At 45.8% G+C, this 19,834-nt stretch carries 15 protein-coding genes and 1 pseudogene; 12 read left to right on the top strand and 4 right to left on the bottom strand.

Going from position 1 to position 19,834, the window contains the following annotated elements:
- Positions 1–6 precede the first annotated feature (6 nt).
- The 5 genes and pseudogenes from KME11_06315 (at position 7) to KME11_06295 (ending at position 6,992) form a co-directional block, all read left to right on the top strand.
- The gene (locus tag KME11_06315) at positions 7–987 is read left to right on the top strand and encodes an iron-siderophore ABC transporter substrate-binding protein (protein ID MBW4514823.1); all 981 of its coding nucleotides are present in this window, start codon (positions 7–9) and stop codon (positions 985–987) included.
- 43 nt (positions 988–1,030) lie between these two features.
- A complete protein-coding gene (locus tag KME11_06310) occupies positions 1,031–2,041 on the top strand; it encodes a sucrase ferredoxin (protein MBW4514822.1) in 1,011 nt (336 codons plus the stop codon).
- A gap of 214 nt (positions 2,042–2,255) precedes the next feature.
- Positions 2,256–3,329, top strand: a complete 1,074-nt coding sequence (locus KME11_06305) for an AraC family transcriptional regulator (GenBank protein ID MBW4514821.1) — start codon at positions 2,256–2,258, stop codon at positions 3,327–3,329.
- Between the two features lie 60 nt (positions 3,330–3,389).
- A pseudogene (locus KME11_06300) lies at positions 3,390–5,991 on the top strand (TonB-dependent siderophore receptor).
- Positions 5,979–6,992, top strand: coding sequence for an iron-siderophore ABC transporter substrate-binding protein (locus KME11_06295; GenBank protein ID MBW4514820.1), 1,014 nt, complete (start codon positions 5,979–5,981; stop codon positions 6,990–6,992). The pseudogene KME11_06300 and the gene KME11_06295 overlap by 13 nt, the downstream one beginning before the upstream one ends.
- 217 nt (positions 6,993–7,209) lie before the next feature.
- Here KME11_06295 and KME11_06290 read toward each other — a convergent pair whose 3' ends face one another.
- The 4 genes from KME11_06290 to KME11_06275 all read right to left on the bottom strand — a co-directional run bounded on the left by KME11_06290 (position 7,210) and on the right by KME11_06275 (position 8,737).
- Positions 7,210–7,554, bottom strand: coding sequence for a type II toxin-antitoxin system RelE/ParE family toxin (locus tag KME11_06290; protein MBW4514819.1), 345 nt, complete (start codon positions 7,552–7,554; stop codon positions 7,210–7,212).
- The gene (locus KME11_06285) at positions 7,547–7,789 is read right to left on the bottom strand and encodes a hypothetical protein (protein MBW4514818.1); all 243 of its coding nucleotides are present in this window, start codon (positions 7,787–7,789) and stop codon (positions 7,547–7,549) included. The genes KME11_06290 and KME11_06285 overlap by 8 nt, the downstream gene beginning before the upstream one ends.
- Positions 7,790–8,108: 319 nt before the next feature.
- Positions 8,109–8,504, bottom strand: a complete 396-nt coding sequence (locus KME11_06280) for a putative toxin-antitoxin system toxin component, PIN family (GenBank protein MBW4514817.1) — start codon at positions 8,502–8,504, stop codon at positions 8,109–8,111.
- Positions 8,501–8,737, bottom strand: a complete 237-nt coding sequence (locus KME11_06275; protein ID MBW4514816.1) for a hypothetical protein — start codon at positions 8,735–8,737, stop codon at positions 8,501–8,503. Before KME11_06275 ends, KME11_06280 begins: the two co-directional genes overlap by 4 nt.
- 109 nt (positions 8,738–8,846) lie before the next feature.
- Between KME11_06275 and KME11_06270 the strand changes: the two genes are divergently transcribed.
- The 7 genes from KME11_06270 to KME11_06240 all read left to right on the top strand — a co-directional run bounded on the left by KME11_06270 (position 8,847) and on the right by KME11_06240 (position 19,797).
- A complete protein-coding gene (locus KME11_06270; GenBank protein MBW4514815.1) occupies positions 8,847–9,101 on the top strand; it encodes a hypothetical protein in 255 nt (84 codons plus the stop codon).
- 3 nt (positions 9,102–9,104) lie between these two features.
- Positions 9,105–10,928 carry an ABC transporter ATP-binding protein/permease gene (locus KME11_06265; protein MBW4514814.1) on the top strand — a complete coding sequence of 608 codons (1,824 nt, stop codon included), beginning with the start codon at positions 9,105–9,107 and terminating at the stop codon, positions 10,926–10,928.
- A gap of 98 nt (positions 10,929–11,026) precedes the next feature.
- On the top strand, positions 11,027–12,007 hold the full coding sequence (locus KME11_06260; GenBank protein ID MBW4514813.1) for an AraC family transcriptional regulator: 981 nt from the start codon (positions 11,027–11,029) through the stop codon (positions 12,005–12,007).
- Between the two features lie 137 nt (positions 12,008–12,144).
- Positions 12,145–14,871, top strand: coding sequence for a TonB-dependent receptor (locus KME11_06255; GenBank protein MBW4514812.1), 2,727 nt, complete (start codon positions 12,145–12,147; stop codon positions 14,869–14,871).
- A 42-nt stretch (positions 14,872–14,913) separates the two neighbouring features.
- Positions 14,914–15,876, top strand: coding sequence for an iron-siderophore ABC transporter substrate-binding protein (locus KME11_06250; GenBank protein MBW4514811.1), 963 nt, complete (start codon positions 14,914–14,916; stop codon positions 15,874–15,876).
- Between the two features lie 163 nt (positions 15,877–16,039).
- On the top strand, positions 16,040–18,742 hold the full coding sequence (locus KME11_06245) for a TonB-dependent receptor (GenBank protein MBW4514810.1): 2,703 nt from the start codon (positions 16,040–16,042) through the stop codon (positions 18,740–18,742).
- Positions 18,742–19,797 carry an iron-siderophore ABC transporter substrate-binding protein gene (locus tag KME11_06240; GenBank protein ID MBW4514809.1) on the top strand — a complete coding sequence of 352 codons (1,056 nt, stop codon included), beginning with the start codon at positions 18,742–18,744 and terminating at the stop codon, positions 19,795–19,797. The genes KME11_06245 and KME11_06240 overlap by 1 nt, the downstream gene beginning before the upstream one ends.
- Positions 19,798–19,834 lie beyond the last annotated feature (37 nt).

Genomic DNA, 19,834 nt, shown 5'->3' with positions numbered 1-19,834 from the left:
TGTGGCATGGCGGGAAGAATGCATCGATCGATTTTGCGGATTCTGCTGGTGATTATCACGTTAGTTTGGGTGATTGCCTGCAATGGCAGCAGTGTCGAACAATTAGGAGATAGCGGAGACAATGGTGTAGAATTACAATCTTCCGCAGCAGTACACGTTGTTGAACACGGTAAGGGGAAAACCACAGTTCCCACTAATCTCAACCGGATTATCACACTAGATGAATATGCCTTAGAATGCGTTTTGGCATTACAGGCTAAACCCGTTGGCAGCGTTATTTTTGAAAATACTCCGCCCTATTTTCAAGGAAAGATACAAGGAATTGAAAACCTGGGTAGCGAAGGAGAACCCAGTCTGGAGAAAATATTGGCGCTTAAACCTGATTTAATTTTAGGCACAATGATCCACGAGCAAACCTATCGTCAATTATCACAAATTGCCCCAACAGTTTTAACGCCTCACAAAGACTCAAAGGATTGGAAAGCAGCACTGATGAACTTTGCCGAGGCGTTGGGAAAGACCGATGTTGCGGAACAGATTTTACAAGACTACAACGATCGGCTAGAGACATTCAAAACTCAAATGGGCGAGCGATTAGAGAACACTCAAGTCTCCGTTGTGCGCGTCTATCCCACTCACATTAGTCTCTATCTAAACGATGTTTTCATTGGCACAATTTTAGAGGATGCCGGATTACCTCGTCCGCCTTCTCAAGACAAGTCAGGGGCAGCTTACGAGATTTCTAAAGAACGCATTCGAGATGCTGACGGAGATGTGATCTTTATGTGGACGTATGGCTATAACCAGCAATACCAGCAAGAGGCGCAGATTGCCCTAAAGCAGTTGAAAACCGATCCACTATGGGCACAATTAAACGCCGTGCAGCAAGGGAAAGTCTATGAGGTTCCTGGCTACTGGATTGGAGCAGGGCCGCTGGCTGCCAATGCCGTCATTGATGATCTGTTCAAGTATCTCGTCAGGAATTAATCATCAATAACAACTCTTGGTATCCATTCATGTTGATTTGCTTATGTCTCCTAACCAAGCTTTAACTACCTGCCGATTTTGTTCAGTTGTGTCCAAATCTAATCACGAAGATCCGATCGGCACAGGAGCCACCTACGATCGCTTTCTGCTGATTGAACTGCCTCAACCCTGGTCGCCTGCAATTTGGATTGAACCTGGAACGTTGCCCCAACCAGTCATCGATGTGTTTCAAACTGCTTGGAATCAGGATATCAACTTCAGACCACTAGCCATTGCGCCCGATCGAGACTACACCCAGCCCAATGCCACACGAGTCATCTATTACCAGCGCCCTGCTAAGCAATTTGCACAATACACCAAGCAGGAATTCATTCTGCCGTTTACTGAACTAGCTCCTCTGATCAACGCCTTGCTTACTCAACCAGACCAACTTCCCAACTTCACGTCCTATCAGCAAAACACCAATCACATCCGAGACTTACTAATCTGTACCCATAGCAACTACGACGTGGCTTGCGGCAGGTTTGGTTATCCCATCTATGAAAAACTTCGCAAAGAGTACGCCATGCGCCATTCATCATCTCTCCAAGTCTGGCGCTGTTCCCATTTTGGCGGACATCAGTTTGCACCCACCCTACTCGATCTACCCGAAGGTCGCTACTGGGGGCATTTAGAGCCAGAAATTCTGGATTTGCTAGTGCATCGCAATGGTTCTGTAGCGGGGTTGCGATCGTTTTACCGAGGATGGGCAGGACTAGGCTGGGCTGAACAAATTGCCGAGCGAGAAATCTGGATGCAGGAAGGTTGGGATTGGCTCAATTACCTCAAGCATAGCGAAACATTGGCGATCGACCCATCCGATGCAGATTATCCTAACTGGGCAGAGGTTCGCATTAACTTTACCTCACCAGATGGAACTCGATCGGGTGCCTACACAGCCAGAGTTGAGGCTTGCGGTCAGGTCACGACGATGTGGAATTCAGGAGACGAAAAATCATTGGAGACGGTTAAGCAGTATCAGGTCAGTCGCCTAGATCAAGTCATTTCGCCATAGGTTAGCGATCGCCCGCTGATCCTTTTGTCTCTAACCGCCTTACAAAGTCTGCATAATCGGGGCAATTCAATCCCAATTGCAGCATTGAGTCATGCCATCGGCATTAGACATGAGTCGTTGATACTCACGCTTCATAATACTGGATTGCAATCCCTCCAAAAATTAAGGTATTAATAATAAGAATGATTTGCAATTAAAGTCAACCACAGTAATTATGGCGATCGCACTCTCTCAATCTGACTACTGGGCGTTGTTTCAGGAGCCTTTGGCAACAGCACAAATGACGCGCCCAGATAAGGCTGACACCATCTGGAAATACCCGGAGCAGTTTGGGCAAGGCTATTGGCGATCGCTTCAGCTTCAGGAGGGGCTATTGTTGGAGATTGGCGATTATCAACTCCACAAACCGCTGATTGTTGAATCTCCTGAGCGTGCCCATCCGCTAGAGTGTAGTTTTTGGACTGTGAAGGAATTTGTCCACCAGCCCTCATCTAGCGATGGAGAGTATTTCTTTTCTGGCAGTGGCAATGCTTGCGAGGATTCGTGTGAGTATTTACCAGGACAGCGCAACTTTGAGGTGTGCGTTCATATGGAGCCTGAACTATTTTGTGCATCTGTGAGCGATCGCGCTGGAGAAGTTCCTGAAGAATTCCAAAAACTGCTTAAGAAACCTGACCAAGAGCGTTTCGTTTGTTCTCATGCACCTACTGCTGCCATGCAAATCACCTTACAACAGATCGTGAATTGCCCCCACCAAGGCGCAGTCAAACGAATGTATCTCGAAAGTAAAGTGTGGGAACTGATGGCGTTGCAGTTGGAAGCGGTGAACCAGCAAGCCAATCAAGGCAACCTGTGGCAATTAAAAGCAGAAGATGTCGATCGCCTTCACTATGCCAGGGAGATTTTGGCAAAACACTTGCAGAATCCGCCTTCGCTTAAAGCATTGGCTCGTCAGGTTGGTCTAAACGAATTTATTCTGAAGCGGGGATTTCGCCAGGTTTTTAGCACTACCGTATTTGGTTATTTACATCAATACCGCATGGAACAGGCTAAGCAATTGCTAGAGGAGGGAAATCTGTCGATTACTCAGATTGCTCACGCAGTCGGTTTTGCCAATCGTGGTTACTTTGCCGCCGCATTTAGAAAGAGATTTGGCATCAATCCTAAAGCCTATTCCCTACTGATTGGAAGACAAAGGAATTTGGGAGATGCCAAAATTCCCGCTTGTGATCTAAAAATTCCCGCTCGTGATCAATGCGATCGCCCATACGCTGCTGCTTTCCGGTAAGCTTTTTGCAAATGATTTGCAATTGAGGGTAAGGAGTTCTGTCTTACCGTCTCTTGTGTTTTGGTGTGTGGAGTTATGAATCAACAACAGCGATCGATTTGGATAGCGGGTGTTTTACTCATGCTGATGGCTTGCCCTGCCTGGGCAGAGGTTGAGCAGGAGAATAGATCTCAAGAGACAGGAACGATAGAAGCGCAGACTGCCGAAGTTGCAGAGCTTCAGGAGACTAAAAGGGAAACTGAAATTCCTCGCCTCAGCCAGATTGAGCAGCCTGCGACCACGATGAATGAATGGTTGACTGAGATTGCCCAGGCGATCGCGCAGATTACGGGTGTGAATCTCAATGCCACAGCCGATGGAATTGCGATCGTTTTAGAGACTTCAGGAGAACTGACTCCTACTACTTCGGTGGTTGGCAATGCGTTAATTGTAGATATCCCGAATGCAGTGCTGGCATTGCCGGAGGGCAATGAGTTTCAGGCAGCTAATCCGGCGGAAGGCATTGCTTTAGTAAGCATTACACCGCGAGGGGACGGCATTCGAGTGGCGATCACAGGATCAGAGGCTCCACCCACAGCGACGGTCAACACAGAAGCTCAAAACTTGGTCTTGAGTGTTACGAGGGGCACAGCGACAGTAGAAGTTGAGGAAGATGCAATTCAGGTAGTGGTGACGGGGGAGCAGGAAGAGGGATATGCAGTGGATGATGCCTCGACCGCCACGCGAACGGATTACACCATTGAGAGATATTCCCCAATCTATTCAAGTCGTGCCTCGGCAAGTGCTAGAAGATCAAAACGTCATTCGTTTGGAAGAAGTCATTAGAAATGTTCCTGCGGCAAACCAAATCTCGCCTTCCACACAGCCCGATAGCTTAATTAATATCCGAGGCTTTGGAGTCTTTCCTTTTGGTGGCAATTTTCTTAGAAATGGTCTGAGAGAACGTTTTTCAGGAGCGCCAACTGTTTTTACTAATATTGAGAGGGTTGAATTTCTCCAGGGTCCAGCTTCAGTGCTGTTTGGTCCAGGTAATCCAGGTGGAACCATCAACCTGCTGACAAAGCAACCGCTACGCGAACCTTTCTACTCCCTTGATGCCACAATTGGCAGCTTTGATTTTTACCGGGTTACAGCAGACTTGTCTGGTCCACTGAATGACTCCAGGACAGTTTTATATCGACTCAATGCATCTTATCTGGATAGAAATAGCTTCATTGATATTTACAAGGAGAATCAATTTTTTGTTGCTCCTGTATTAAGCTGGGCAATTGGAGATAGAACTAATTTAACAATAGAATTCGATTATACAGATGCACAAACTTCGTTTACTCCGGGACTACCAGCAGTCGGCACTGTATTGCCTAATCCCAATGGTCGCATCGCCCGAGATCGTTATATTGGAGAAACTGACGCTTCCATAGATGGTACTACGACCAGAGTTGGATATAGGCTAGAGCATCAGTTTAGTGATACCTGGTCACTACAGAATGCGTTTCAGTTCGGCTCACTTCGAGAGGATTTACTATTTATTCTCCCTGATAGCCTTGAGCCTGATAACCGAACGCTAAATCGTTCTACCCTATTCAGGGATCTCGAAAATGATGCCTACGAAGTCGCATTAAACCTTACAGGTAATTTCTCAACTGGCTCGATAGGGCATCAGCTAGTCTTTGGAGCCAACCTGGGTTACGCATCCTTTAGCATTCAAGACTCCTTCGGAACCATCGGATCAATTGACTTGTTTGACCCTGTGTACGGGCAGCCTTTTGAGACTCCATCTCTTACTAGAATCAATACCTTTTTAAGAAATGATTTAGGCTTTTATGTTCAAGATCAGATTACCCTGCTAGAGAATCTTAAGCTGCTGCTGGGTGTACGGTTTGATATGTATGATCAAACTGATCGATTTTTTCGAGCAGGAACAGGAGTTACTGAATCAAACAATCAATCCGGTAACGCACTCAGTCCTCGTGTCGGAATTGTTTATCAGCCTATTGAGCCAATTTCACTTTATGCCAGTTACACTAACTCATTTGCTCCAGTCCTTGGCATAGCATTTGATGGTAGCAGTTTTCAACCAGAGCGTGGCACTCAGTATGAGGTTGGAATCAAAGCGGACTTGAATGATCGGCTTTCGACAACCCTTGCTCTTTACGAATTGACACGATCCAATGTTCTAACGTCTGATCCGGACAATGAAGGATTTTCGATTCAAGTCGGTGAACAGCGTAGCCGAGGTGTTGAACTCAGCGTCGCAGGCGAAATTTTGCCGGGATGGAACATTACTGCGGGCTATGCCTACACGGATGCCCAAATCACTAGAGATAATGATCTTCCTGTAGGCGGTCGCTTGAGTAATGTACCTGAGAACTCTGTTAACCTATGGACTACTTATCAAATTCAACAAGGTGCCTTACAAGGTTTAGGGTTTGGCTTGGGGTTATTCTACGTCGGTGAGCGTCAAGGGTTTAGCGATGCATTTGTTTTGCCTAGTTACCTGCGGACGGATGCGGCGATTTATTATCGGCATGATCGTTTTCGTGCTTCCCTCAATCTTCAAAATTTATTCAATGTAGATTATTTTCAGGCTTCCTACGGAGAGTTGGAGGTGTTTCCCGGTGAGCCATTTACAATGCAGGGGCAAATCTCGTGGGAATTTTAAGTAGCAAGGCGACACCAATGAAAATGTTTCAACGCCGTATTACCTATCTGTTTCTGCTAGGGCTTTTGGTTTGCTCAGTTATTGGAGCCTGTGGCAGGAGTGTTAACCATCCTGTCAAGAACTCAGAACAGGCAACACCAGAGTGTCGAGTTGTAGCTCATGTAATGGGGAAAACTTGTATTCCTCATAATCCTAAACGAGTGGTTACTATTTCTCACTTCGCTCTGGCTAATGCACTTGCTTTAGGGATCAAACCAATTGGCAGTACTTCAGCCTCCAGTTATTCACAAGATAACTTTCCTCCATATTTAAGAAGAGAAATAGGGGATATACCCGTACTAGGCAGTCAAGGTATGCCTAATTTGGAGAAAATATCGTTGCTCAAGCCTGATTTGATCATCAGTTGGGATCTTGCTGTTCGTAGTATTTACCCTCTTCTCTCTCAAATCAGCCCTACGATAATGCTGCGTTTTGGAGAAACTCCAGATTGGAAAGATTTTTTTAACCTCATGGCTGAAGCATTAGGAAAGCAGGATGTTGCACAACAAGAATGGGATAGATATTATCAACGAATTGAGAAGCTTAAATTAGCCTTAAAAAATCGATATGTGGATAAAACAATATCCGTCATCACTCTCGCTGAGGACAGTACTGTGCAGGTATGGGGTAGAAATTCATTTGCAGGATCTATTCTTAAAGATATCGGACTAAAACGTCCAAAATCACAAGATATTGATGTACCTAATGGTCTAGTTTACTATCCTCTTTCTGAAGAAAAGCTAGGAGAAATGGATGCTGATATTTTATTTATTCAAGCTCGTGAGGATGTAGCTGCTGAAGCATCTAAAAAGTGGCAACAAGACCCTCTCTGGCGATCGCTCAAGGCTGTTCAGCAACGTCAGGTGTATGTTGTAGACGTTTACGCCTGGATCGGATCAAATTTAATTGCTGCTGATGCTGTAATTGACGACCTGTTCAAATACTTGGTTGATGAGCAATAGCCTACCAATTTCTGGAACTAATGCTAACAACTAATCGCACTAATCTGATTGTCACTTTTGTTCTACCGTGTCCAAAGCCAATGACCATAACCCAATTGTCTCCGTATGGCAGTACGCTCTCGATTTCCTGAAATTTTTCAATCCGGTTCTCAGCGACAAATTAAGCAGGAAAAAAGAAGGCTATCTCCGTTGGGTAGAGATAGAAATTAACCTCATCTCATTGTTCTTGTTCAATGATTGACTTAATCTCGTCGGGTTCAATATTGGCTTGCTCAGACTTTAGATAGATAGTTAAGAGAATAATCCCAGTCATGGTTTGGAGATAATAAATCAATCGATACCCGCCGCTTTTTCCTTTTTTTATATCACTGTTACGGATTCGGACTTTAAAGACTGCATAGCCAATGTTGGGAATTTGATCACCAAGGATGTTGCCATTCTGAAGTTCCTCAATAACGGGCTGAACATCCTTATAAATACTGCGATACTTTTTCGAGAGAGTCCGTAAGTCACGAGTGAACGTTTTAGCTGCTTCAACCTGGATTATCGGCTTATCAGTCACGATCAATCCCTTCCCACATTTGTGAGACTGGAACCGTTTGCCCTGTCATTGCCTCATGCCAAGCTTGCCGAAAGTTTGCAAGAATTTCATCTTTTGAGACCAGATCTGTCTCCGGCTCATCTTCCTCAGCAATCAGGACAATGACTTCAACACGACCATCTACATTCACAAGCGGTTGGTCAAGATGAATTTGTCCCTGCTCATCAATGCTACCAGTCGCTTTAATCGCTCTCATGGTACTTGGCTCAATCTAGATTTGTACTTCTAATGATAGTCACTGAATTGAAGTTTGACGCAACGCACAGTATGCTTTAGAGCAGTATGACCGTTGAGATGTCTCTGCGATCGCTAACTTCTGGTTCACTCAATCCCTTTTGATGGCTGCTCTGCTCCACCGTTTCCAAGACCAATGGTCACGAGCCAATTGGTTCTGCCTGGCATTACGATCGCTGGTTGATCATCGAAATACCTCAACCTTGAAAGCGATCGTCACCTTCTGAAAGTGGAACGATTGATGTATCCCTATTCTAAACATTCCAAAAAAGAATTAACGCCTAGCAACTGGATACCATAAGTGCCATGATTGTCCTCAATTCATCATCAGCCCGTAAATCATCATCCCCAGTCACAATCATGTTTGCTTCACCATCAATAGCCGTAGCCAGCACAGGTAAATCTTTTGGATCTCGACAATTCGGTGGAATTGTTTTCAACTCAACCCATGTAGCGCGGTTCTGTAACTGTTGTTCAAGGCGAAAGGCTTGACTCGTATCAATTCGCTCTTTTAATCGGGGGCGATCGCAAACGAGACGGAGTTCATCCATGAGCAGTTGACTCATCACCAACTCAAATTTGTCCTGATTGAACGCTTCTAAGATTGGCAATGTCACCTGCCCCTTTAGCAAGATGCGAATCCAGATATTGGTATCAACCACGACTCGAAACGTCATACTTGCTGGGATTGCTGGCGTACAGCCTTAATTTCAGCCATGATGTCATCATCTGTGATGTCATCAACAGGCGATTGGTTATACAGTTCCTGGATTAAAGCCGTCAAATCTGAACGTAACCCTGCTTGAACTAAGACTCTAGCAACCTGTACCTGCTCATCCGGTTGCAATTGTTGTACGGCTGCGATGAGTTGTTCCAGAGAAATAGAAATCGATATCATGTTCGTATCCATGATTAAGCCTCCCTAATTTTAGTGCGAATCATTGAGATAACTCTGGGTCACTGTTGCATCAGACAAAGCTAGTTCTTCTTAATCCCCTGATTCAATCTACCATGACCTGATGGTAGTGTTGCTAGAGCTTGTGCAGCCAGAGTTGAGGTATGCAGAATGGGGTGGTAACGCAATGGAGTTCAGGACAAGATCAGCTTGCGGAAGAAACCCAACAATATCGGGTCAGCCAATTCAACAAACTGAGCTACAAAAATTCCGTCTAGGCATCAAAAAAATCCGTCCAGCGCTCATTTTCATCTTCCCAGCGATCGCGCTTCACGCTAAGCTACCGTTGCCCCAGATCGTTTTGCCCAGAATATTTTGATGAATGCCACTTCCTCTCAAGCAATATAGCGATCTCCTAGCAGATTATCTTAAACCTCAACGCGATCGCGTTGTTTGGCTGGCGGTAACCCTGTTGGGAAGTATCGGTTTACAAATTCTCAATCCGCAACTGCTGGGTTATTTTATCGATACGGCAAGCGCGGGCGGTTCCACTCAATCTTTGTTGACGGCGGCTCTGCTGTTTACAGGTGTAGCATTGTTAACCCAGATTCTTACCGTCATCGCTACCTACTTCGGCGAAAACGTAGCTTGGACAGCCACGAATGCTCTGCGAGCCGATCTGGTGGAACATTGCTTGCGACTCGACCTGTCCTTCCACAAATCTCACACTTCCGGCGAATTGCTAGAGCGGGTAGATGGCGATGTGACGATGCTCTCTCGGTTCTTCTCACAGTTAGTGATCCATGTTCTGGGAAATGGTATCTTGCTCGTTGGCATTCTAATTGTGCTGTTCTTTGAAGATTGGCGGGCAGGGCTAAGTCTTAGCATTTTCTCATTGATGGCGCTGTCGCTGCTGTTGAGTTTGCGATCGTTTGCCGTAATGCCTTGGACGGAATATCGCCAAATGGGGGCAGAGTTTTTCGGCTTCCTGGGAGAACATCTGGCAGGCAGAGAAGATATTCGCGCGAACGGTGCAGTCAGCTACGTGATGCGTCGATTTCACGAAATTTTGCAACGCTGGTTGCCGATCTATCAAAACGCCCGATTTGCCAGCACGGTACTGTGGGCAACTTCTGTGGGATTATTTACAACTGGAAATGCGATCGCCCTCGCTACAGCGGCTTATCTTTGGAATCAAAACGCCATCACGATCGGCACGGCTTATCTCATCTTTCATTACACCAATTTGCTCAACCAACCGATCGAACGTATCCGCGAAGAACTGGAAGAACTGCAACAAGTAGAAGCTAGTATTTACCGCATTCAGGAGTTATTCAATACCACATCGAAACTAGAGGATAAGGGCGATCGCTCTCTTCCGCCGGAAGCGCTATCAGTTAGATTTGATCACGTTTGGTTTAGTTACGAGGCAGCCGAAAAAAACACAGCAGTGCAAAAGCATGGACAGGTTTTTACGCACCCATTTACTCATTCACCCATTCCCTCATCCACTCAACTCCAGGATATTTCCTTCCACCTTCCATCAGGTCAAGTGTTAGGACTACTAGGACGCACAGGCAGCGGCAAAACCACGATCGCCCGTTTGTTGCTGCGACTCTATGACATTCAATCGGGCAAGATTTGCATTGGTGAAGTCCCGATCGCTCAACCGTCTCTCGTTCAGTTACGACAGCGGATTGGATTGGTTACACAAGATATCCAACTGTTTCAAGCTAGCGTTCGTGATAATTTAACTTTTTTCGATTCTCGCGTTAGCGATTCAGAGATTCGGGAAACGTTGGATTGGTTAGGACTGACAGAATGGCTGCATTCACTTCCCCACGGACTCGATACCTTACTGGGTGCAGATAGCAGCGGACTTTCTGCCGGACAAGCTCAATTGTTAGCCTTTGCCCGCGTATTTCTCAAAAATCCGAGTTTAGTCATTCTTGATGAAGCCTCTTCACGGCTTGACCCCATTACCGAAACTCAAATTGAACGGGCGATCGCGCGTCTTTTTCAAAACCGAACTGGCATCATTATTGCTCATCGATTAACTACCGTTCAACAAGCTAACCAAATTTTGATTTTGGAACAGGGAAAGATTCGGGAGTATGGCGATCGCCTGACCCTTCAAAACGATGAGCGATCGCACTTCTCAAAGCTTTTGATTGCTAGCTCCAAAAAGGTACAACCTTTAATATAGCGAGCTTGATCGCTTGACTATCTTGACTAAGCAGTTGAGAATAAATTCTATTAGTTCATCATTATAAAACTGCCCTTAAACATGCGATCGCAACAACCATGACCATCACTCTCTCCCAGGCAGATTATGACGATCTGTGGCAACATAATCCTACGTCTGAGGCGTTAACCTGTTCAGGCAGTTCTGAAAAATTGGAAGTAATTTCTCCGCTACTGGGCTGTGGTTGGGTTCGTTCAATTCTATTGCGGGGAATGTCGCTTTCTATCTTTGATTATCAACTTCAAGAAAATGTATTTGTCAAAGATAACTTTGCTGGAACCGAATGGGAGTTTGGATTTAATATTTCTGGTAATCGCAGCGAGAAACGAACTGGCGAAAGTTTTATCAGTTGGGGATCTTATGAAGGTGAAGGCGTATGGGAAAGCTACGCAGATGATCCTATCTTAAAAATAGACATCCATTTACAGTCTCCTGATCAACTCCATCAACTCATTGGCGAAGAGCTAGAAAGCTTCCCTGCTGAGGTTCGGCAATTAATTGAAGATAATGACGAATCCTCATTTTGTGACCTCAATTTGATTACGCCAGCAATGCGATCGGCATTAGAGCAAATTCTAGATTGTCCGTTTATAGGTACAACCAGACAGGTTTATTTGGAAAGTAAATGTTTAGAGTTAATCGCTCTGAAATTAGAGCAAGTTAAAGCCGGGGATAGATACATCAGATCACCGCTGTGTTCGCTTAACCCTGACGACATCGATCGCCTTTATTTAGCGCGGGAGATCATTACAGAACATTCTGATCATCCACCTTCCTTGATGCAGTTGGCGCAGCAAGTGGGGCTAAATGATTTTAAGTTGAAGCTTGGTTTTCGGCAGATTTTTGGCATCACAGTGTTTGGCTATATTCATCGATATCGTATGGAGACAGCCCGGCAACTATTGAGCGATCGCCGGATGAATGTCCGAGAAGTGGCTCAAACTGTGGGATACGCCAATCAGAGTCGCTTTGCTGCCGCATTCCGTAAACAGTTTGGTATCAATCCAAAAGCCTATCTTTTAAGCAAAAAATCCGGCTAGGGCGCAAAATGATCCCGATGAGAGCGATCGCCATTGCCCACACTACATTATTTCCTGATAGCTTACTGAGAATAGTTCCTAGCTAACAACAAGTTATCTTACACTGTTGGCTAAATGTGGTGTGTGGAGAAAAAGAAATGAGTTCGCGCCGTTTATATCACGATCGGTATCCAAACAGGCTGACAAGACATTCCTCAACGCTGATGCGATCGCTCTTTTGGCTGACACTCTGGGTATCGGGAGCCATGATAGCGATCGCTCAACCCAGTTGGGCAAATCAGAACAACGCAGAGATTGAGCCGCAATCTGCTGATCCAGAAGTTGCTACAGAGTCTCAGTCTCTTCAGACTAGCTCAGATATCTCCCAACTCAGCGAGTTAGAGCAACCTGCAATAACCGCTGATCAATGGCTGACTCAAATTGCTCAAGCCGCAATCATCGAGATTACTGAAATGCGTGTGAATGCTACTGATACTGGGCTTGAACTGGTTTTGGCAACAACCGGAGCATTGCCAACGCCCTCAACTCAGGTGATTGGTAACGCCCTGATTGCTGACATTCCCAATGCGGTGCTGGTTTTGCCGGATGGGAAAGAGTTTCAGCAAGCGAATCCGACCGAGGGAATTGCACTGATATCCGTTACGCCTAGAGGGGATGGCATTCGTGTAGCGATCACAGGCACAGAGGCTCCACCAACGGTTGACGTGAGAACGGAAGCGCAGGGATTAATCTTGAGTGTAGTTCCGGGAGCAGAAGCGGCAGAAACCAATGATGATGCTATTCAAGTAGTGGTGACAGCTACTCGAACTGAAGAAGATGTGCAGAGTGTACCGCGATCGGTGACGATTATTGAGCGAGAAGAAATTGCAGAACAAGCCAGAGTTTCCAGGAGCCTCCAGGATATTTTAGGCAACCTTGTGCCTGGCTTTAGCCCACCTAGCCAAACTGTTCTGCTCAATAGCGGGCAAAACCTGCGGGGACGTTTTCCTCAAGTTTTGATTGATGGAGTGCCCATCATCTCAAATAACTTTTCTAGTCAGGCTAGGGACTTGAGGAGTATTGATCCGGCTGCGATCGAACGAATTGAAATTGTCCGTGGGGCAACGGCAACTTATGGTAATGGTGGCACGGGTGGGGTGATTAATATCATTACTCGCCGACCCAGTGAAACGGGAATTATTTCTACAGTTGAATTTGGAGTGAATGCACCGGGTCGAGGTGATGATGTTACCCTGCCTGGGGAAGGCTTTGGGAATTTCTTTCAAGCTGGATTTGCCGGGACTGAAGGAGATATTAACTTCAATTTCTCGATCGCCCGGAATGATATTGGCACTGCTTATGATGCAGCGGGCAACCCCCTTCCCTATGGTCAAAGTACTCTGACAGATAGCGTAGAACTCAATCTGCTGGGCGGATTAGGCGTTAACATTGGGGAAACACAGCAATTACAACTAACCGCAAACTACTTTAATGCAGACGATAACAGCAACCTGATTTCTGATCCATCTATTCTTGACATTCCAGGAATTCAAGCGGCTCGTGGAATTGCAGTACCCGAAGCCAATTATATTGAAGCCCCCAATCCAGGTAATGACAATACCATCATTAGCTTGACTTACACTCATGAAGCGCTCTTAGGTAGTCAACTCCAAGCCCAAGCCTACTATCGCAGTAGTGGATTTCGAGGAGAATACTTTGATGGTAGACCCTTTGAATTTAAAGATCCTGAAGTGGTGCAGTTTGTTTATGAACGCGAACTATTTGGAGGAAGACTGCAAATAGACACCCCACTTTCATCTGCCTTGAGTTTACTTTGGGGCGCAGACTACTCTTCTGAAAGAGTTAACCAGCCCACCAATGTATTTGATACCGCAGTATTTGATTCAAGTGGTAAACGAACGTTACAAGTCGTTGACGAGATCCCATTTGCTTACCGCGTCAACAACTTTGGTGCTTTTGCTCAAATGCAGTGGGATTTGAGTCCTCAATGGATTCTCAGTGGCGGAGCGCGCTATGAGCAGTTTGGGCTAAGTGTGGAGGACTACACCATAGAAAACTTTGGCTTTGAACCCGATCGCCAGGTTGAAGGGGGGAGTCTCAGCTTTGATGATGTGGTGTTTAATGCGGGTCTGGTTTATCAAGCAACGGATACGATCAATCTATTTGCAAACTTTGCTCAAGGGTTTTCTGCTCCAGACTATAGTCGCGCCTTGGGTCAAGTTCCCAATAGCGTAGAAGCTGATTTAGACATCACCAGTCCTCAGAAGGTCAATAGCTATGAACTTGGAGTTCGGGGGAATTGGCAAACATTGCAATTCTCCTTAGCTGGATTTTATACTGACTCTGATTTAGGGTTAAGAATTGTCCCTGGAGAAGCAGGTCGTTCTGCAACCTTAGCTCGTGAACCCCAACGAATTTATGGACTGGAAGCGGCTCTGGACTGGCAGCCTGGGGGCGGTTGGGGACTGGGTGGAACTACAACCTGGACTGAAGGAGAATTCAAAAATGCTGAAGGTGAGTTCGTTGCGCTCAGTAGTTTAGCTATTTCTCCCTTCAAACTCACAACTTATGTCCAACATGAAACTGCCTTTGGTTGGCGCAATCGTTTACAGGCAATTTTTGTTGGAAACCGCGATGGCGGGTTTGAAGACAAAACCGATCCAGTGCCGATCGGTAGCTACATAACATTAGATTTCATCAGCAGCATTCCGTTGTTTGGCGGACATCTCAACTTTAGTGTTGAAAACCTGCTCAACGAACAGTATTCTACAGTGGTTTCCCAGTATTTCAGTGGCTTTGATGAAACAGGAAATGTTGCGGCAAGAGGTCGAATGTTTCGTTTAGGTTATTCAATTAATTTCTAATTCTAAGTTGTGCTGAAATCTTCGCTGTAGTTGAAAGTAGCAATGGTTAATCATGATAAAAAGCGTTATCCCCGAGAATATCAGAAATATTTGTTGGCGTTACTAACTGCATTCTTCCTAACCGCCTGCTACCATACCCTCGATCGCGTTTATGTCGATGCCAGTGATGAAGCTGGATCTCCCTGTCGAGTCATTCAGCACATTCTGGGAAAATCCTGTGTCCCTGTCAATCCCCAGCGGGTTGTGGCGCTTGACCTATTGGACAATGTTTTAGCATTGGGTGTCAAGCCCGTAGGTGCAACCGTTGATGATGGGCGTTTCCGTACCCTACTGCCGATGGAGAAGAGCACGAATATTAAATCTGTTGGCGACTTAGTGCAGCCTAATCTTGAGAGTATTTTGCAGTTGCAGCCTGACTTGATTTTGGATGTCTATTGGGGGCAGTCCCATCATCAACTTTCTCAAATTGCGCCGATTGTATCTGCTGGAAATGGGGAAACCATCGATTGGAAAGCATGGTTGAAAACCTACGGTGAAGCACTTGGAAAACAGCAAGAAGCGGATGCTCTGATAGCCGACTATCACAAGCGAATTACAAGCTTTCAGCAGAAGATAGGGAAAAGGCTTTCTCAAACTCAAGTTTCTGTTGTTGTGGCATGGGATAACTATCGCATTTATATGAAGCGATCATTCAGTGGACAAATCTTGAGCGATATTGGGCTACCGCGTCCCCCCTTGCAAGACAGGGAGCGTGTTAATGAAAATCTTTCGTTAGAGTTGATTCCCAAAATGGCGGGAGATGTAATTTTTGTGGCGATCGGAGGTAACAATCCGTCTAGCGTAGAAAAACTATTGAGTCATCCTTTGTGGTTGCAATTAAAAGCCGTTAAGGAGGGACGAGTCTACCTAGTGGATGCTAAGGCTTGGCTAGCTGGATACGGACCCGTAGGAGCTAATGTTGTCCTAGATGATTTATTCAAGTATTTGATCGATGAATGGAATTAAAACAGTTGAGTAGGAAATCCGGTTAGGGCGCAAAAAGATCCGGCTGAGAGCGATCGCTAGTACCCATGTGGTTTGATTTTCCAGTATCTTTTTGAGAATAGTTCTTAGTAATGATAAAGTTCTAAGAAATTGATAGTTCGTCTTAAAAGGTGTGGGAAGAGCGATGGGAATCAGTTTGAAGAATTGGAGTAATGGCAAGTTTTTTGCTGGAATGTTAGTGCGCTTTTTTGCTAGAGATGCTGCGCGATCGCCCTTCTTAGTGAGTCTTTTGGTGTTCAGTGCGCTGGCTGTGGAAATGCGACCTGTGAGAGCGATCGAGGAAATTATCAATCCGCAGATTGCAGCCCCGAATACAACGGCTCCAGACCCACTAGCTCCAGACACAACTCCAGAGGCATTAGGTGAATCGTCTTTTGCCTCAAGTTCTTCAACAGCCGCGATCGCTCCTCTCGGTGACCTAGCCCCTCTCAGTGAACCGGATCAGCCTGCCACCACGGTAGAGGACTGGATGACCGAAATTGCTCAATCCCTGGTACAAATTACAGGGGTGCGAGTAGAAGCAACAGAGTCAGGTTTGCAGGTGGTGTTGGAAACGACAGAGGGGGATGTGCTCACGCCAATGACGCGATCGGTGGGCAATGCTTTGATTGCAGATTTTCCCAATGCAGTGCTGGCATTACCCGATGGGAATGAGTATTCGCAGAGTAACCCAACAGAGGGGATTGCCTTAGTTAGCGTGACCAATTTACCAGGCAACCAAGTACGAGTTGCCATCACAGGAACAGGTGCTCCACCCACAGCAGAGGTGAACCCCAATGCTCAAGGATTGGTGTTGAGCGTATTGCCGGGAGCAGCAGTGGCAGATAGTGATGCAGATGCCATTCAGGTTGTGGTAACGGGTGAACAGGATGAGGGTTATAATCCGTCGAGTGCTACAACTGCAACTCGTACCGATACACCCATTCGAGACATTCCCCAATCCATTCAAGTCATTCCCCGCCAAGTTTTAGAAGATCAGCAAGTAACTCGCCTCCAAGACGCACTTCAGAATGTCAGCGGTGTGACGCGCCAGGGAAATTATGGTGGCGGTGAAGGCGGTTCTTATAAAATTCGGGGCTTTGAGCAAGAAGGAAATTTTAGAAACGGTTTTCGGGATAACGATTTCTACAGCATTTCTGATCCGGCTAATATTGAACAAATAGAAGTTTTGCGGGGTCCGTCTTCTGTTCTGTTTGGGCAAGCCCAACCCGGCGGCATCATCAATGTCATTACGGAACAGCCCACTGAGCAGCCCTACTACTCGTTTGAATTTACAGGTGGGCAATTTAGTTTTTATCGTCCGGAATTAGATATTTCTGGTTCGATCGACAACGATGGTGATTTGCGATATCGTCTTAACCTTGCCTATCAAAATTCTGGTAGTTTTCGAGATTATAATCACACAGAACGGTTCTTTGTGGCTCCGGTATTAACCTGGGATATTAGCGATAACACAACCATAACGTTCAATTTTGAATATCTGGACAACGATCCGGTTTTCGATCGCGGTTTAGTGGCGCTGAGCGATGGTTCTCTAGTTTTACCGATCAATCGTTTCTTGGGCTATCCTTCCCTAGACAAGTACAGTGAAACAGTCTTCCGAGCGGGCTATAACTTTGAGCATCGCTTTAGCGAAGATTGGCGAATCCGTAATGCCTTGTCGATCTATTCGGCTTTTGCAGATGGAGAAAGTGTCGTGGTCGATGGTGATGTAGTAGACGATCAATTTTCCCCTCGAAGACTGGATGTAGATGAGTTTCTTAACGAAAACTATGCGCTGCAAACAGAAGTCGTAGGCGAATTTTCTACGGGAAGTATTACCCATGAATTGTTAATGGGTGTGGAGCTAAACCGTCGGACACGCTACTATGATCTTCTCTCTGGGGCTTTACCATCGATCGATATTTTCAACCCAAACTATGATGTCGATCGCCCCAATGATTTAGCATCTCCATACAATGAACTGACTTTTGTCGATACGCTTGGCATCTATGTGCAAGATCAGATCAATCTAATAGATAATCTCATTGTCTTGGTGGGAGGTCGCTTTGATCACATTACACAAGATACTCGTTTCCCCTACGATGGATCATCTACTGAGCAAACCAACAGTGCTTTTAGCCCACGCATAGGAGTAGTTTACCAGCCCAGCGACGAGATTTCTCTTTACGCTAGCTACAGTGAAGGCTTTGCTGCCAACATCGGGCGCTCTGCTGATAATTCTGTCTTCGATCCAGAGCGCGGCAGTCAATATGAGATCGGCATCAAGGGTGATTTTCTAGACGGCAGGCTTTCAGGTACTTTGGCAGCATTCGATATCACCAAGTCCAACATTCTCACCACTAACCCCGATAATCCAGACTTTTCGATCGCCCTGGGAGAACAGCGCAGCCAAGGTGTAGAGCTAAACTTAGCAGGCGAAATTCTGCCCGGTTGGAATATCATTGCAGGCTATGCCTATACTGATGCACGAGTTTCTGAAGATAACAGCATTCCAGAGGGCGATCGCCCAACCAACGTGGCAGACCACACTGCTAACCTATGGTCAACCTACGAAATTCAAGACGGAGATTTTCAGGGGTTAGGATTTGGACTGGGATTGTTTTTTACAGGAGAACGGGAAGGAGAATTACCCAACAGCAATCTTCAGTTGCCTAGCTTTTTACGAGCAGATGCTACGATATTTTATCGGCGTGATAACTGGAGAGTGGGCGTGAATGTGCGCAACTTGTTTGACATTGAATACTATGAGACAGTACAGTCCAGATCCATTATTTATCCGGGTGCCCCCATTAATGTGCTGGCAACTGTTTCGGTTGAATTTTAATGTCTGATCATTGCATTATGCATATCTTTCGGCTTCGGCTATTTCTACTGAGTCTCATTGCAATTCTTGTGATAGGAGCTTGCAGCGATCGATCGCCCCCTCAACCGCAATCGGCAATATCGCCACCCCCTAACTGCCGCATGGTGCCCCATGAACTAGGAGAAACCAAAATTTGTGGTCAACCACAGCGGGTGGCAGTACTCAGTCCCCATATTCTTGATAGTATTTTGTCTCTGGGTGTTCAACCGATCGCCTATGCAGAAGCTAGCACACTCAATCTGCGCAAGTTCGATCGTCCAGAGCAGCAAATTCCCTTTTTAGGGCGTTATGTGACGACTCAACCCATCAACGTGGGCAACCGAGATAATCCCTCGTTGGAACTGCTCACCCAACTAAAACCCGATCTGATTTTGGGTGAGTCTTGGACTTCCAAAAAACACTATGATTTACTATCTAAAATTGCACCAACCCTCCTATTTAGTGATGTTGGCATGAACGATGATCAGCATTGGAAGCATAGCATTGGAGGAATTGCTAAAGCACTAGGACGAGAACAACAAGCACAACAATTACTTGAAAACTATCCTCAACAAACTGCCCTAGCTCGCAAAGAATTGGCTCCGGTTGTTGCAGCCTACCCAAAAGTTCTAGTGATTCATTCTAATCGTCTCAGCAATTCTATTGCTATGGCAGATGATAGTAAGGCGGCTGATATGTTACGGGCGATCGGGTTTGAGATTATATCGCCTGAAGATGTGTCTCTTAAATCAGGGGCAAATGTCCAAGTTTCCCTAGAGATTCTTCCCCAAATTGAAACCGATCTGATTTTCGTTTTGGCGTGGTCAGAGGAACTTTATGATCCGCAACTAGAAATTGAACAGCAATGGAGCAAAACTCCGCTCTTACGGCAAATGCAAGCGTTCAAGAATGGGCAGGTTTTCTTCGTTGATTATCAGCTTTGGGGTAGCGTCACTCGTGGTCCTATTACCGATCAGTTGATTCTAGAAAAACTGCCTCCGCTCTTGCTTCCCTTAATGGAAAAAACAGATCCCTAACAGCAAATTCTATACCCGAATTGTCACCCCTACAATT

The sequence above is a fragment of the Timaviella obliquedivisa GSE-PSE-MK23-08B genome (assembly GCA_019358855.1).
GTDB lineage: Bacteria > Cyanobacteriota > Cyanobacteriia > Elainellales > Elainellaceae > Timaviella > Timaviella obliquedivisa.
This window is presented reverse-complemented; position numbering and strand designations above follow the sequence as displayed.

Excerpts from the sequence above, each read along its gene's own strand:
- KME11_06265 (MBW4514814.1), top strand. The coding sequence starts at position 9,105 with ATGCCACTTCCTCTCAAGCAATATAGCGATCTCCTAGCAGATTATCTT.
- KME11_06280 (MBW4514817.1), bottom strand. The coding sequence starts at position 8,504 with ATGACGTTTCGAGTCGTGGTTGATACCAATATCTGGATTCGCATCTTG.
- KME11_06255 (MBW4514812.1), top strand. The coding sequence starts at position 12,145 with ATGAGTTCGCGCCGTTTATATCACGATCGGTATCCAAACAGGCTGACA.
- KME11_06245 (MBW4514810.1), top strand. The coding sequence starts at position 16,040 with ATGGGAATCAGTTTGAAGAATTGGAGTAATGGCAAGTTTTTTGCTGGA.
- KME11_06240 (MBW4514809.1), top strand. The coding sequence starts at position 18,742 with ATGTCTGATCATTGCATTATGCATATCTTTCGGCTTCGGCTATTTCTA.
- KME11_06315 (MBW4514823.1), top strand. The coding sequence starts at position 7 with ATGGCGGGAAGAATGCATCGATCGATTTTGCGGATTCTGCTGGTGATT.
- KME11_06285 (MBW4514818.1), bottom strand. The coding sequence starts at position 7,789 with ATGAGAGCGATTAAAGCGACTGGTAGCATTGATGAGCAGGGACAAATT.
- KME11_06270 (MBW4514815.1), top strand. The coding sequence starts at position 8,847 with ATGGTAGTGTTGCTAGAGCTTGTGCAGCCAGAGTTGAGGTATGCAGAA.
- KME11_06305 (MBW4514821.1), top strand. The coding sequence starts at position 2,256 with ATGGCGATCGCACTCTCTCAATCTGACTACTGGGCGTTGTTTCAGGAG.
- KME11_06250 (MBW4514811.1), top strand. The coding sequence starts at position 14,914 with ATGGTTAATCATGATAAAAAGCGTTATCCCCGAGAATATCAGAAATAT.
- KME11_06275 (MBW4514816.1), bottom strand. The coding sequence starts at position 8,737 with ATGGATACGAACATGATATCGATTTCTATTTCTCTGGAACAACTCATC.
- KME11_06260 (MBW4514813.1), top strand. The coding sequence starts at position 11,027 with ATGACCATCACTCTCTCCCAGGCAGATTATGACGATCTGTGGCAACAT.
- KME11_06310 (MBW4514822.1), top strand. The coding sequence starts at position 1,031 with ATGTCTCCTAACCAAGCTTTAACTACCTGCCGATTTTGTTCAGTTGTG.